Raw genomic sequence first — 13,853 nt, 5'->3', positions numbered from 1 at the left:
CGCAGATGGTGATCCCGGGGGCGCGGGGCCCTGCTGATCGGCGGCTCCGCCGCGGGGCGCGCGGGGGGACGGCAGCGCGTGCAACTGGCTCGCCTGCCCCGATCGCACGCTGGTCCGCCTTCCGTACTCGCGCAGTTCCTCGCGCCCCTGGGGCGGGGCGTTCGGCCCCGGTGCGGCGGTGGGGGCGGGGAGTGCGAGAGGATGGGCGGAACTGGAACGCGCTGTTGGGAGACGTACGAGCCATGCGCACTGTCGCCGTTGTCGGCACCGGACTGATCGGCACCTCCGCGGCCCTGGCCCTCACCGGCCGTGGGCTGCACGTCTATCTGGAGGACGCCGACCCGGATGCGGCGCGGACGGCCGCCTCGCTGGGCGCGGGCACCACCGAGGTGCCGGACGGGCCGGTGGACCTGGCGGTGATCGCGGTGCCGCCCGCGCTGGTGGGGAAGGCGCTGGCGGAGTGTCAGCAGCGCGGGCTGGCGCGGTGGTACACGGACGTGGCGAGCGTGAAGAGCGGGCCGCGGGCGGAGGTGACCGCGCTCGGCTGTGACACCAAGCACTACATCGGTGGTCACCCGATGGCCGGGCGGGAGCGGTCGGGGCCGCTGGCGGCGCGGGCGGACCTGTTCGAGGGGCGGCCGTGGGTGCTGACGCCCACCGCCGACACCGACACCGAGACGTTGAACGCCGCGTTGGAGCTGGTCGCGCTCTGCGGGGCGATGCCGATCGTGATGGACGCCGCCGCGCACGACCGGGCGGTGGCGCTGGTCTCGCACGCGCCGCAGCTGTTCTCCTCGCTGGTCGCCGCCCGGCTGGAGCACGCGGACGAGACGGCCATAAGGCTCTCCGGGCAGGGCGTCCGGGACGTCACCCGGATCGCCGCCTCCAACCCGGCGATGTGGGTGGACATCCTGTCGGCCAACGCGGGGGTGGTCGCCGACATCCTGGAGGAGCTGGCGGTGGACCTCGGCGACACGGTGACCGCGCTGCGGGCCATGCAGGCCGCGGACGAGGGCGAGCGGCAGGCCGGGGCGGCCGGGATCGAGGCCGTGATGCGGCGCGGCAACTCCGGTCAGGCCCGCATCCCCGGCAAGCACGGTGCGCCGCCCACCCGCTACGAGACCGTCGCGGTGGTCCTCGGCGACCAGCCGGGCGAGCTCGGCCGGCTGTTCGGCGAGGTCGGCGCGCTCGGGGTGAACATCGAGGACGTGGCGATCGAGCACTCCTCCGGTCAGCAGGTCGGCTTCGTCCAGCTCTCGGTCGCCCCGGCGGAGGCCAAGCGCCTCACCGTGGCGCTCCGTCAGCAGGGCTGGAGCGTACGGGACTAGGCCCCGGTCCGGCGGGGCCGCCGGGCCGGGGCGGGGTCTCCGGGTCAGGCGCCGGCTCGGAAGCCGTGCAGGTCGGCGAGTTTGCCGAGGGTGGTCAGGTCGGGGTGGCCGGTGGCGCCGGGGCCGGTGAGGCCGCAGCGCTGCTGCCACTTCGCGTAGGCCTCGAGGGTCAGGGTGCCCCAGGAGCCGTCCGCGAAGGCGGGGGTCAGCAGGCCCTCGCCGACCAGGGCCTGCTCGACCAGCAGGACCTGCGGCCAGCTGTACGAGCGGTGGCCGGTCGGGGCCGGTACGTCGGCGGCGATGGCGTGCTCCAGCTGGCCGGCGTACACCCAGGGGCGGGGGTCCGGGGTGCCGGGGGTGGCGCCGCCGGTGGGGGCAGGCAGGTCGAGGTACGTCCCGGTGGCGCGGCCGCCCCACCGGGGGTCCGCGGAGATCCGGCCCTCGGGGAAGGGCGGGCAGCCGTAGCCGTACACCCGGACGTCCCGGCGCGGGATCGGGCCCCGCAGGTAGACGCCGTTGCCCTGGCTGGAGCCGGTGGTGTTGGTGTTGCCGCCGACCGTCCAGATGTTGTCGGAGTTGAACTTGTACACCCGCTCGATGTGCGAGCCGCCGGCTCCCCAGCGTTCGCCCGCCGTGCCGTAGAAGACCTCGGCGCCGACCATCGGGTACTCGGACCACCACTTCCGGTCCGGGTGCTTGTAGTAGTTCACCCCGTCCGGGCAGAAGGCGGAGAGCAGGCAGTAGCTCTCCAGCCCGGCCTTCCAGGTGCCCCAGGACTGGAAGATGTAGCACCACTCGCTGTTCTGCCACCAGGCCGGTGCCTTGCCGGCGTCGATCATCTCCTGGGCGTACTTGGTGTGGTTGTCGGAGCCCTCGCGGTAGCCCTCCTCGGCCATCAGCAGGTCCAGGCAGCGCCGCACGGCGGAGCCCGTCACGGGGTCCGGGTCGTGGTGGTCGGGCAGGTGCGCCTTGTAGGCCCCGCCGGTGAACGTCGACCAGGGGCCGAAGCCGCCGGCCTCGGCGTGGATCGCCTTGGCGGTCTTGGCGTTGTAGGTGGGGGAGCTGAGCGCGGACTCCACCCGGAGGTTGTCCGGGAAGCCGAAGTCCTGGGGCCTGCGGAGCGATCTGATCTGGAAGAGGCCGATGCTCGGCCCCCACTTGGCGTCCTGTAGGTCGACGTCGCCCACGGCGTCCGGATTGCCGCTGGACTCGGCCAGCGCGACGGCCGCCGCGATCTCGACGTCCTCGCCGCCGAAGCCCGCTCCCCGGGCCAGTTCACAGAGTTGGGAGAAGGTCAGCACCGTACTCACCGTGCCCTTTCACCAGGTGGGGGATACGTCGGAGCCGAAGCCGCCCCCGGCGGGGCGCTTCTCGAAGTGGAGGTGGGGCCCGGTGGCGTTGCCGGTGGATCCGACCCGGCCGACCGCCTGTCCGGCGCCCACGTCCTGCCCGCCGCCGACCTCCCGGGAGGAGAGGTGGCAGTACCAGTAGTCGGAGCCGCCGGTCCGCAGCACCAGGAAGTGCCCGAAGCTGTCGTCGTCGCCGACCCGGTCGATCGAACCGCCGCGCACCGCGACGCAGGTGGTGCCCTCGGCGGCGGCGTAGTCCGCTCCGGTGTGCCGGCCGAGGCTCCACATCGGCCCGGTCTTGTTGTAGGCGGTGGTCACGCCGTGGCCGGGCACCGGGGAGCCGACCCCGGTGCCGCCGTCGGGCACGCCGTCGACCGCCGGGACCCGGAGGTCGTCCCAGGACCGCCGGCCGGGGATGCCGTCCGCGTCGGGGCCCGCGAAGCCGAGCTTCTGCTGCCAGGCGGCGTAGGACCGGCGGTCGACGTCGGTCCACTCGGGCCCCGGCCCCACCTGGTACCGCCCGCATCCCTCCGCCACCAGCCGGTGGCCCATCGCGGTGATGACCGGGCTGTGCTGTCCGTCGTGGAAGAACCCCGCACCGGGGAATGGCTGAGTAGGCATGACGCCTCCTCGGAAAAGGTCTCGAACGGGCGCGCGCTCCGTCAGGACGCAGCCCTCTCCCGGGGCACCCGACGCGAAGCGGTCAGGCCCGTCCTGCGCGGCAGAGCCAGTCCCGCGCCGCTGCTACGGGCTGGGCCGCACACGATCAGTCAACCACCGGGGCACCGGGGAAGGAAGACCTGCACGACCCGTTCGGCGAAATGGCGTGCAGGTGACAGGAATTGGGGGCCCGGTGGTGATCTGACGGCAGTTCAGTGGTGGCGGAGCGTGACGGGGGGCCGGGTACCTCCGGAGGAGGAGGGGGGCTCGGTCCGGCGGCTGACGCGGGGTCAGGGGGCGGCTGCGTAGCGTGGGGGCGTGTACCGACTCCACCTGTGGTTCCTCCGGCACCCCGTGGTCGGTGACGCGCTCTGGGCGCTGGTCCTGCTGCTGCTGGGCCTGCGGGAGACCGTCGCCGCGCCGGGGCCGGACGGCCTGCCGCAGTGCGGCGGCCTGGCGCTGGGGACGGTGTTCGCCGGGCTGGTGCTGCTGCGCCGCCGGTACCCGGACGCGGTGACCTCGGCGGTGGTGCTCCTCGGGGCCGGCACGGTGGCGGCCGGGGCGCCGCTGCGGTGGCCGGACCTGGGCTTCCTGGTGCTGCTCCGATGGGCGGCGTTCCGGGGGTCGGTGCGGGCGGCGCGGATCGCCCTGGCGGCGGCCGTGCTGGCGGGGCCGGCGCTGGTGCTCCGGGCGGTGGCCGTGGACGGGCCGGTGTACGTCACCTTCGGGGAGCTGTCGGTGGTGGCGGGGATCTGCTCGCTGCCGTTCGTGCTGGCCTGGGGCGCGGGGGTGTGGGCACGGGCGCGACGGGCGGTGGCGGTGGACCTGACGGACCGGGCGCGGCGGGCCCGGGAGGACCTGGCCAGGACGGCGGTGCGGGCCCGGATGGCCGCGGAGCTGCACGACGTGATCGCGCACGACCTGACGGCGATGACCGTGCAGGCCGGGGCGGCGGGCCACGTCCTGCCCGCGCACCCGGGGCTCGCCGGCGAGGCGGCCCGGGGCGTGGGGGAGCTGGGGCGCAGGGTGCTCGCGGAACTGGACCGCCTGGAGCGGGTGCTGCGGGCCTGAGGGTTCGAGGGGCCTGCGAGGGTCCTTCGGGGGCTTGCGAGGGCGTGAGGGTGTGAGGGTTCGGGCGCTCCGGGGGTGACGGTCCGTCAGGGCCGGGGCAGTGCGGCGTCCAGGAGCGTCTCGGCGGCGGCGCGGGCCTGGCCGGCGGTCTCGGGGGTGCCCATGATGCCGGCGGTGGCCATGGCGCCGTTGGCCAGGATGGCCAGCTGGTCGGCGAGGAGCGGCGGGCCGCCGGCGGCCGAGACCAGGACCCGGAAGTGGTTGTTGAGGCTCTGCTTGTGGGCCCGGGCGAGCTCGGTGACCTCGCTGGAGATCCCGCCGAGCTCCCCGAACGAGTTGATGAAGTTGCAGCCGCGGAAGGTGGGCTGGGCGAACCACTCGGCGAGGTGGTCGAAGACGTCGAGGATCCGCTCGCGGGGGCTGGCGCCGGGCCTCGCGTGGGTCAGGATCGCCTCGTCGGAGGCCGCGCTCCGGCGGCGCAGCACGGCGCCGACCAGGTCGTCCTTGGATGGGAAGAGCTGGTAGAGGCGCTTCAGCGACACGCCGGAGGCGGTCCGGATGGCGTCCATCCCGACGGACTGCACACCCCGTTCGTTGAACAGTGCCTCGGCGCTGTCGAGCACTCGGAGTTCGGCTGTCTCGGCGTCCATGAGTGATCTCCCCTTGCATCGAGAACGAAGGTTCTCTACTGTATACCTCGGAAGGGAGAACGTTGGTTCTCCTGCACCAGCAGGAGAACGTTGGTTCTCAACTCTTGTTCACTTTTTATCAAGGAGCCCGTCATGACCGTCTTCGCCACCCGGTACCGAACCGCCTCGGTCGAGGGGTTGGAGATCGCTTACCGAGAGGCCGGTGACCCGACCAAGCCCACCCTGGTTCTGCTGCACGGCTTCCCGTCCAGTTCGCACATGTTCCGCAACTTGATCGCAGACCTTGCCGACGAGTACCACCTGATCGCCCCCGACCATGTCGGGTTCGGCCGTTCGGCCACCCCCGCCGTCGAGGACTTCGAGTACAGCTTCGAGCGGCTCGCCCAACTGACCCTGGGGCTGCTCGACCAGCTCGGCCTGGAGAAGTTCTTCCTCTACATCCACGACTACGGCGCCCCGATCGGCCTGCGGATCGCCAGCCGCAACCCCGAGCGGGTGGCCGGTCTGATCGTGCAGAGCGGCAACGCCTACATGGCCGGCTTCACCCCCTTCTGGAAGGTGCTCTTCGACCACGCGGCCGACCGGCCGACCTACGAGCCCGAGGTGCGCAAGCTGCTCACCCTCGAGTCCACCGAGTGGCAGTACACCCACGGCGTGCCGGCCGACCGCCTGGAGCGGATCGCCCCCGAGGCGTGGCTGCTCGACCAGGCGGGGATGGACCGGCCGGGCAACAAGGAGGTGCAGCTCCAGCTTTTCTGGGACTACCAGTTCAACGTCGGCGAGTACCCCGCGTTCCAGGAGTACTTCCGCACGCACCGGCCCCCGATGCTGATCACCTGGGGCAAGAACGACGAGATCTTCGGCGAGGCCGGTGCCGTCGCCTACACCGACGACCTGCCGGACGCCGAGCTCCACCTGCTCGACGCGGGGCACTTCGCCCTCGAGAGCCACGGGCCCGAGATCGCCGCACTGATCCGGGACTTCCTCGGCCGCACCGCCTGACCCCGACGCACGGCCCGACCCCGGCGCACCGCCCGTCCCCGAGGCGGCACCCGACCTGACGTACCGCCAGCAGGCGGGCCACCGACCGGCGTACCGTCCGTCCCGTATGCCTTGCCGCTCCCGAGGAGGAGTTCCGATGTCCGAGTCCACGGCCACCAGGCCACCCGTGTCCCTGCTCCGCGTCCTCGCCGGCCGGCGGGCCGCGTTCACCGCCGGAGGCGTGGCGCTCGGCTCCGTGCTCCTGCTGGCGGTCTTCCAGCAGCTGACCGACCTGCACGTGTTCGCCATCCCCTACATCGCCACCGCCGCCGTCCTGGCGCTGGCGCCCGGTGCTCCGCTGGCGACGCCGCGGGCGGTGCTGATCTCGTACCCGGTGTCGGTGCTGGTCGCGCTGGCCGTGACCGAGCTGTTCGGGCACTCGCACTACTCGACCGGGGTGGCGGTGGCGCTCACCGTCCTGGCGCTGGCGCTGCTCAAGGCTCCGCACGTTCCGGCGGTGGCGGCGGCGGCGTTCGTCGGGCTGCAGTCGCCGGGTGCCTGGTACCTGATCGACCCGATGGTGCCGGGTGTGTTGCTGGTGCTGGCGGTGCCGCTGCTGGTGAGCCTGCTGAAGATCGGCTACAAGTACCCGGCGGGCTGAGCGCGCGCGACGTGGAGGAAGGCCCCGCCGGTTCGCCGGCGGGGCCTTCTGGTATCTCCGATGAGAGAGGGAGGGGATGAGAGGGGGAGGGGAGCGTGGAGAAGGGAAGCGGCGGGGGAGGGTGCGGCAGTGAGGGGCTGACGGGTGGTCAGGTGGCGGCGAGGTGGCGGACGGTGGCGGGGAGGAGGGTGTGTTCGGCGGTGAGGACGCGGGCGGCCAGGGTGTCCGGGGTGTCGTCGGGGAGGACCGGTACTTCCTGACGGGCGATCACCGGGCCCTCGTCGTACTCGGCCGTCACGTGGTGGACCGAGGCGCCGGAGACGGTGTCCCCCGCGGCGAGGACGGCCGCGTGGACGTGGGTGCCGTGCATGCCGGGGCCGCCGTGGCGGGGGAGCAGGGAGGGGTGGACGTTGACGATCCGGCCCTCGTACGCGGCGAGCACCGCCGGGCCGATCTTGCGGAGGTAGCCGGCCGTCACGACCAGGTCGGCGCCGTGCAGGCGGAGGGCGTCCAGCAGGGTCCGGTCGAGCTGCTCGGGGTCCGGGTGGGTGCGGCCGGAGAGGTGCAGGGCCGGGATGCCGAGTTCGCGGGCGTGGGCGAGGGCGCCCGAGCCGCTGTTGTTGCTGATCACCAGGGCGACGGCGTACCCGGAGCCCGGGAGCGGGGCGTCGGCGGTGAGGGCCCGGAGGTTGGAGCCGGCGTGGGAGGCGAGGACGGCGACCTTGAACGTCATGGGGGCGATCATGGCAGCCGGGCGGCGGCCGGTGCGGGCCGGTTACCGGTCGGCGGGGGTGAGGAGCAGGGTGACCAGGTGGTCCAGGGCCGCCTCGGCCTCCGGGCGGCCGGGCGCGAGCTCGGGGGCCGGGGCGGGTGAGGTGCGGCGCAGCTCCAGCCAGCCGAGGTAGGCGGCGTAGCAGGCGAGGGCCCGGTGGCGGGCGGCCTGCGGGGGGAGGCCGATCCCTTCGGCCAGTTCGGTGAGGTAGGCGAGCCGGGCCCGGGTGACGCGGTCGATCACCTCGGCGACGGCCGGGTGGGCGGCCTGGGTGGCCAGGGCCGGTTCGAGGCCGGAGATCTCCTCGGTGCCGAGCGCGGTGGTGAGCAGGGCCCGGGCGCGTTCCCGCGGGGTGGCTTCGAGCGCGCGGATCGCGGCCACCACGTCGGTGGTGGCGTGCCGTTCCCAGGCCTCCAGGGCTGCGACCAGGAGGGCGTCGCGGTTCTTGAAGTGCCAGTAGAAGCTGCCCCGGCTGACCTCGAGCTCCTTGGCGAGCACGTCCACCGCCACGGCGGGGACCCCGCCCCGGGCCAGTGCGCGGAGCGCGGCCATCGTCCAGTCGTCCCGGGTGACTCTCCCCTTCGCCATGTCCGTACAGTACTGTACGGAACAGTTCCATACAGGACTGTATGGAACCGGGGGGAGGGGAGTGCCATGGGGACCTACGGGACGAGGGCCGCTGCCGCGGCGGCGGCGACGGGTCTGTTCGCGGCCGGGGCGCTGCACGTGGTGTGGGCGGCCTCGCCGTGGCCGCTGGGCTCGGCGGCGGAGTTCGCCGAGGTGGTGGTCGGGGTGCCGGAGGACCGGCTGCCCTCGACGGGGCTGACCCTCGGGGTGGCCGGGCTGCTCGGCGCGGCGGGCGGCTTGGTGCTGGCCCGGCCGAGGAGCGGCGCGTGGGTGGTGCGGGCCGGGACGTGGACCGTCTCCGGCGTGCTGCTGGCGCGCGGGCTCGGCGGGTTCGTGGTCTCCGGGGCCGGCCTCGGCGAGGCGCCGGAGGCGTTCCGGCGCTGGGACCTGGTGTTGTACTCGCCGCTCTGCGCGGCCCTCGGCGGGCTGGCCGGCTACGTCGCGCTGCGCGCCCGCGGGAGGGACTGACCGGGCGTCAGATCCGGGCCAGGAAGGCCCGGACCGCGTCGGTGAAGGCGGCCGGGGCGGCGGCGTGGACGAAGTGGTCGGCGTCCAGGGTGACCAGCTCGGTGTGCGGGCGGCGCTCGGTCATCGCGGTGGCGAGGTCGGTGGGGAGGCAGGGCATCCGGTTGCCGCTGACCAGGAGGGCCGGGCAGCTGCTGCCCAGCCAGTCGGCCCAGTGGTCGCCGTGCACCAGGCCCTCGGAGCGGACGGTGTCCTCGGGGTGGAAGGGCAGCCGCCAGGAGCCGTCCGGGAGCGGGCGCAGGCGGTCGCCGACCATCGGGGCGATCGGGCCGAGGGCGGCGAGCAGCTCCTCTCGGGTGGGGGCGGTGTAGGGGAAGGAGAGGACGAAGGAGAGGGGGCTGGGGCCCTCCGGCAGTTCGGCCGCCCCCTCCTCGTCGATCAGCGCGGAGACCAGCCCGGGGTGACGGGCCGCCAGTTGGTAGGCGGTGACGGCGCCGCCGGAGTGGCCGAGCACGGGGAGCGGGCCGAGGTCGAGGTGGTGCAGCAGGGCGACCGCGTCGTCGAGGTAGCCCTCGCGGGAGTAGTCGGCGGCCCGGTCGGAGTCGCCGTGGCCCCGCTGGTCGGGGGCGATCACCCGCCACTCGGGGGCCAGCAGGGCGGCGGTGCCGGTGAAGTCGGCGCCCTCGGCGAGGTGGCCGTGCAGGGCCAGCAGTGGCCGGCCGGGGCCGCCGAAGTCCAGCCAGGACAGGCGGCGGCCGTCGGCGAGGACCAGGGTCGAGCGGACGGGGGTGGCGGTGGTGGTGGCGGTCACGGCGGGCTCCTCGGGTCGGTCCGGGCTGATGGCCTGAACTCTAGCGAGGATTTGTACAAGCGTGCAAGACATTTGTCTTACCCGGGTGGCAGCCCTGGCCGGGGAAGCCCGGCGGGTCGACTAACCTAGAGGTGGTCCCCTGCCTGCAGTACGAAGAGAGGTTCACGCCGTGGACACTGCCGACCGAGCGAACGCCCCGGTCGTCGTCGCCATCGACGGACCCTCCGGCTCCGGCAAGTCGACCGTCTCCCGCGCGGTCGCCGCCCGCCTCGGGCTGAGCTTCCTGGACACCGGCGCGATGTACCGCGCGATGACCTGGTGGATGCTCGCCAACGAGGTGGACGTCAACGACCCCGAGGCCGTGGCCATCGCCTGCTCCAAGCCGGTGATCGTCTCCGGCACCGACGCGGCCGGCCCCACCATCACGGTGGACGGCCAGGACGTCTCCGGCCCGATCCGCGGCCAGGAGGTCACCTCCCAGGTCAGCGCCGTGGCCGCCGTCCCGCAGGTGCGGGCCCGGCTGGTCGAGCTGCAGCGCGGCTGCGCCCGGGTGGCCGAGCGCGGCATCGTCGCCGAGGGCCGGGACATGGGCTCGGTGGTGTTCCCGGGCGCCACCGTCAAGGTCTTCCTCACCGCCTCCGAGGCCGCCCGCGCCGAGCGCCGGGCGGCCGAGCTGCGGGCCAAGGGCCTGGACGAGGCGACCATCACCGCGATGGCCGCCGACCTGGCCCGCCGGGACAGGGCGGACTCCTCCCGGGAGACCGCTCCCCTCACCCAGGCGGCCGACGCCGTCCTGGTGGACACCAGCGACCTGACGCTGGACCAGGTGATCGACACCATCGCCACCCTGGTCGAACAGCGGGCCGGTCTCGCGGTCTGACGACCGCTCACCCCCTCGCGTCTGCCGGAGCTTCCGGCCGGACGCACCGCGCTGCCCCCGTGGGGCAGGTACGCACGGCGCATCCCTGGGAAGGGACGGGCCGGGAAACGGAAGTACGGAACATGAGCAACGACAACGACTCCTACGGCGAGCTCGACGCCGCCGACTACGCCGAGTTCATGGCGATGGCCGCCGAGGAGGGCTTCGACGGCGAGTTCGGCGACGGCGAGATCGAGGGCCCGCTCCCGGTGCTGGCCGTGGTCGGCCGCCCGAACGTCGGCAAGTCGACCCTGGTCAACCGCATCATCGGCCGCCGCGAGGCGGTCGTCGAGGACAAGCCGGGCGTCACCCGTGACCGGGTCACCTACGAGGCGACCTGGAACGGCCGCCGCTTCAAGCTCGTCGACACCGGTGGCTGGGAGATCGACGTCCTGGGCATCGACGCGATGGTCGCCGCGCAGGCCGAGCTCGGCATCGAGCAGGCCGACGCGGTGCTCTTCGTGGTGGACGCCACCGTCGGCGCCACCGACACCGACGAGGCGCTGATCAAGCTGATCCGCCGGGCCGGCAAGCCGACCGTGCTCTGCGCCAACAAGGTGGACGGCCCGTCCACCGAGGCCGAGGCCGCGTACCTGTGGTCGCTGGGCCTGGGCGAGCCGTACCCCGTCTCGGCCCTGCACGGCCGCGGCTCCGGCGACCTGCTGGACGCGGTGCTGGCCGCCCTGCCCGAGGCCCCGCCGCAGACCTTCGACGGCACCCCGCTGGGCGGCCCGCGCCGGGTCGCGCTGATCGGCCGTCCGAACGTCGGCAAGTCCAGCCTGCTCAACAAGGTGGCCGGCGAGGACCGCGTGGTCGTCAACGAGCTGGCCGGCACCACCCGTGACCCGGTCGACGAGATGATCGAACTCGGCGGCAAGACCTGGAAGTTCGTGGACACGGCCGGCATCCGCCGCCGGGTGCACCTGACCGCCGGCGCCGACTACTACGCCTCGCTGCGCACCTCCTCCGCGCTGGAGAAGGCCGAGGTCGCGGTGGTCCTGATCGACGCCAGCGAGACCCTGGCCGAGCAGGACACCCGGATCATCTCGATGGCCGTCGAGGCCGGGCGCGCCGTGGTCGTCGCCTACAACAAGTGGGACCAGCTCGACGAGGAGCGCCGCTACTACCTGGAGCGCGAGATCGAGCGGGACCTGGTGCAGGTCCAGTGGGCGCCCCGGGTGAACGTGTCGGCCAAGACGGGCCGTCACATGGAGAAGCTCGTCCCGGCGATCGAGACCGCGCTGGAGGGCTGGGAGACCCGCGTCCCGACCGCCCGGCTGAACGCCTTCCTCGGCGAGCTGGTGGCCGCCCACCCGCACCCGATCCGGGGCGGCAAGCAGCCGCGCATCCTGTTCGGCACCCAGGCCGGCATCCGGCCGCCGCGGTTCGTGCTCTTCGCCTCCGGCTTCCTGGAGGCGGGCTACCGCCGCTTCGTCGAGCGCCGGCTGCGCGAGGAGTTCGGCTTCGTCGGGACGCCGATCTCGATCTCGGTGCGGGTGCGCGAGAAGCGCAAGCGCAAGTAAGCGGTACGGAAAGGGCCCCCTCCGGGGGGCCCTTTCGCATGGGTCAGTACTGGCCCGGGGGGAGCGAGAGCATCGGGCTGCTGCGGTGGCGGCCGCCGACGGCGGGGGAGAGGTAGCCGGTGGCGACCCAGCCCTGGCCGGTGCTCGGGTGGCTCTGCTGGGCGGGCATGAACTGCGGGGTGCCCTGGGCGTGGCCCGGGTAGGTGTGGAAGGTCTGCTGCTGCGGCGGGTACGCCTCGGGGCGCTGCGGGCCCTCGTACGGGGAGCGGGTCGCGAAGCCCTCGAAGCGCATGGACTCCTCGCCGGAGCGGTCACCGGGCAGGGCGCGGAAGAGGCGACGGTACTCGGAGTACAGCGCGTCGTAGATCGGCGTCGGTGAGCTCGGGTGCTCGGCGTCGTACGACGGGCGCATGCCCGGGATGGGACGGGTCGTGGGCTGACGGTGGGCGGCGGCGACCTCGTAGCTGTACACGCAGGAACCAACGAGCCAGTCCGGCGGGGGATGCGGGCTGCGCGGGTGCTGGCATGTGCCGACCTGCGGGGATGTGGCCGGACGGGGGTGCGCGGGGTGCTCGTGCGGGCTCGCACGAGGGGGGACGGGCGGGATGCGGGGTGTCCGGGTGGGTGGGGACGGGCGGGATGCGGGGCGCCCGTGTGGGTGGGGACGGGCCGGGGCCCGGACGCGGGGTGGCGTCCGGGCCTCTGACGGTGCGTCGGACGGCTCAGGTGCCGGCCAGCGGGAGGGCGGCGGCGACCAGCAGGCCGCGGGTGGCGGCCCGGTCGAGGGCGGCGCGGAGCAGGTCCTCGCGGGGCTGGCGGCCGATGGTGCCGGCCGGGGCGGCGTACATGGTGACCGAGGAGAGCTGGCGGGCGGCCGAGCGCCAGGACTCGGTGACCTGGAGCGGCTGGTGGGCCTGCCACCAGGCGGCGTTGCTGCCCGCCGGGGTGGGGTGGAGGATCGCGTGCAGCTGGCCCATCGCCATCAGGACCGACCAGCCGGGGAGCTGGCCCGGGGCCTTGTCGACGTCGGCGACCTGGTGGAAGCCCTGCTCCAGGAGCAGGTCGAGGAACTCGTCCTGGCCCGAGGTGTTGCCGGGGCGGCCGACCGGGCCGGTCGGCTCGATCACCAGGGCGGCGTGGCCGGTGTTCTCGCACAGGACCAGGCCGCAGGTGATGCCGAGGACGGCGGGCTGGCCGGTGCTGGAGACCGAGGGCTGGCCGGCCACCGGCGCGGGGGCGGCCGGGACGGGGGCGGGCGGGACGGGGGCGGGCGCCGGGGCGGGGACGGCGGCCGGGGTCGGGGCGGACTGGGACTCGTTGATGCTGCGGACGGCGCCGAGCAGTTGGTCCTCGGAGACCGGGACCACCTGGGAGGGGATGCAGCGGGCGTGGGCGAAGGCGAGCACGGCGGTCTCGTCGGCGACGAAGAGCACCGTGCTGGTGGCCTCCCGGGCGGAGTTGCCCGGGGTCCGGCAGGAGGCGCAGTCGTAGCTGTCGGGGGCGTGGGCTCCGGCGAGCAGGTTGTCTGCCTCGTCGTCACCGATCTCGGCTCGGACCTCGTCGCTGACTTCGAGCAAGCGCGGCACGGGGGACTCCTCGGTTCGTCTGGGGGTGGTGCGGGCAGCCCCGACCGCCATTACCAACGGGCCGTTGTGGCTGGGGTCACGGGTGAACGCCGCCGCGACGGGATTTGCCGCGATTTCGACTGCGCCGTGTGGGCGGGCGGTCGCAATCTGTCGATCCTGTGCGCGAGCTCACAGGGGTCCGAAAGTGGCCCAGGTCACGTCGGGCGGATGTTTGATCATGGAAATAGTGGTCAAATCGGACATAGGGTCCACATTTACTTGATCTTTACTGCGGGTAACACCTGGCTGAGCTGGGAAAACCCGAAAACGTTTGGGATCTGCTTATCCGGCTCGTAGCTTCGTAACCAGTGCAACGAGCACTACCCGGGTTCACCCCCCGGCGCACGGCCCACCGGTTCACTCCGGCGCGGCAGGTGCCCACCAGCGTGAACGCTCCTGAGAGCGGCGCAG

The 13,853-nt window shown here is 73.5% G+C and carries 14 protein-coding genes and 2 pseudogenes; 7 read left to right on the top strand and 9 right to left on the bottom strand.

The genetic code is table 11. The features are described from left to right. The first annotated feature begins 242 nt into the window (after positions 1-242). A complete protein-coding gene (locus tag ACWCYY_RS30325) occupies positions 243-1,328 on the top strand; it encodes a prephenate dehydrogenase (protein ID WP_345285183.1) in 1,086 nt (361 codons plus the stop codon). A 44-nt stretch (positions 1,329-1,372) separates the two neighbouring features. On the opposite strand, the gene ACWCYY_RS30320 is transcribed toward ACWCYY_RS30325, so the two are convergent. From ACWCYY_RS30320 to ACWCYY_RS30310, 3 genes and pseudogenes are all read right to left on the bottom strand, one after another. Continuing rightward, positions 1,373-2,629 carry a hypothetical protein gene (locus ACWCYY_RS30320; RefSeq protein WP_449797839.1) on the bottom strand — a complete coding sequence of 419 codons (1,257 nt, stop codon included), beginning with the start codon at positions 2,627-2,629 and terminating at the stop codon, positions 1,373-1,375. An 18-nt stretch (positions 2,630-2,647) separates the two neighbouring features. Beyond that, positions 2,648-2,938, bottom strand: a pseudogene (locus ACWCYY_RS30315) (M23 family metallopeptidase); the annotation flags it as partial. A gap of 111 nt (positions 2,939-3,049) precedes the next feature. Beyond that, positions 3,050-3,289 (bottom strand): annotated as a pseudogene (locus tag ACWCYY_RS30310) (peptidoglycan-binding protein); the annotation flags it as partial. Positions 3,290-3,655: 366 nt separating this feature from the next. Here ACWCYY_RS30310 and ACWCYY_RS30305 point away from each other — a divergent pair. After that, the gene (locus ACWCYY_RS30305) at positions 3,656-4,408 is read left to right on the top strand and encodes a histidine kinase dimerization/phosphoacceptor domain-containing protein (RefSeq protein WP_345285187.1); all 753 of its coding nucleotides are present in this window, start codon (positions 3,656-3,658) and stop codon (positions 4,406-4,408) included. An 86-nt stretch (positions 4,409-4,494) separates the two neighbouring features. Here the strand turns inward: ACWCYY_RS30305 and ACWCYY_RS30300 are convergent, their stop codons facing one another. Then, a complete protein-coding gene (locus tag ACWCYY_RS30300) occupies positions 4,495-5,058 on the bottom strand; it encodes a TetR/AcrR family transcriptional regulator (protein ID WP_449797838.1) in 564 nt (187 codons plus the stop codon). Positions 5,059-5,190: 132 nt separating this feature from the next. Between ACWCYY_RS30300 and ACWCYY_RS30295 the strand changes: the two genes are divergently transcribed. Further along, entirely contained in the window at positions 5,191-6,060 is an 870-nt protein-coding gene (locus tag ACWCYY_RS30295) for an alpha/beta fold hydrolase (RefSeq protein ID WP_345285191.1), read from the top strand. Positions 6,061-6,196: 136 nt separating this feature from the next. After that, entirely contained in the window at positions 6,197-6,700 is a 504-nt protein-coding gene (locus ACWCYY_RS30290; protein WP_345285193.1) for an HPP family protein, read from the top strand. Positions 6,701-6,848: 148 nt separating this feature from the next. Here the strand turns inward: ACWCYY_RS30290 and purN are convergent, their stop codons facing one another. Further along, on the bottom strand, positions 6,849-7,433 hold the full coding sequence (gene purN / locus ACWCYY_RS30285) for a phosphoribosylglycinamide formyltransferase (protein ID WP_345285195.1): 585 nt from the start codon (positions 7,431-7,433) through the stop codon (positions 6,849-6,851). A gap of 42 nt (positions 7,434-7,475) precedes the next feature. Further along, positions 7,476-8,060 carry a TetR/AcrR family transcriptional regulator gene (locus ACWCYY_RS30280; protein WP_449797837.1) on the bottom strand — a complete coding sequence of 195 codons (585 nt, stop codon included), beginning with the start codon at positions 8,058-8,060 and terminating at the stop codon, positions 7,476-7,478. 66 nt (positions 8,061-8,126) lie between these two features. Between ACWCYY_RS30280 and ACWCYY_RS30275 the strand changes: the two genes are divergently transcribed. Beyond that, on the top strand, positions 8,127-8,567 hold the full coding sequence (locus ACWCYY_RS30275) for a DUF3995 domain-containing protein (protein WP_449797836.1): 441 nt from the start codon (positions 8,127-8,129) through the stop codon (positions 8,565-8,567). A gap of 7 nt (positions 8,568-8,574) precedes the next feature. Here ACWCYY_RS30275 and ACWCYY_RS30270 read toward each other — a convergent pair whose 3' ends face one another. Next, entirely contained in the window at positions 8,575-9,375 is an 801-nt protein-coding gene (locus tag ACWCYY_RS30270; protein WP_449797835.1) for an alpha/beta fold hydrolase, read from the bottom strand. Between the two features lie 169 nt (positions 9,376-9,544). Here ACWCYY_RS30270 and cmk point away from each other — a divergent pair, with 169 nt between their 5' ends. Then, positions 9,545-10,255 (top strand): (d)CMP kinase, encoded by a 711-nt coding sequence (cmk, locus tag ACWCYY_RS30265; RefSeq protein WP_380149712.1) that lies wholly within the window; start codon positions 9,545-9,547, stop codon positions 10,253-10,255. A 122-nt stretch (positions 10,256-10,377) separates the two neighbouring features. After that, positions 10,378-11,817 (top strand): ribosome biogenesis GTPase Der, encoded by a 1,440-nt coding sequence (gene der, locus ACWCYY_RS30260; protein ID WP_345283031.1) that lies wholly within the window; start codon positions 10,378-10,380, stop codon positions 11,815-11,817. 43 nt (positions 11,818-11,860) lie between these two features. Here the strand turns inward: der and ACWCYY_RS30255 are convergent, their stop codons facing one another. Continuing rightward, positions 11,861-12,289, bottom strand: coding sequence for a hypothetical protein (locus tag ACWCYY_RS30255; protein ID WP_380149713.1), 429 nt, complete (start codon positions 12,287-12,289; stop codon positions 11,861-11,863). Between the two features lie 250 nt (positions 12,290-12,539). Then, positions 12,540-13,403, bottom strand: coding sequence for a hypothetical protein (locus tag ACWCYY_RS30250; RefSeq protein ID WP_449797834.1), 864 nt, complete (start codon positions 13,401-13,403; stop codon positions 12,540-12,542). Positions 13,404-13,853: the final 450 nt, after the last annotated feature.

It is taken from the genome of Kitasatospora sp. NPDC001664 (assembly GCF_053596675.1).
This window is presented reverse-complemented; position numbering and strand designations above follow the sequence as displayed.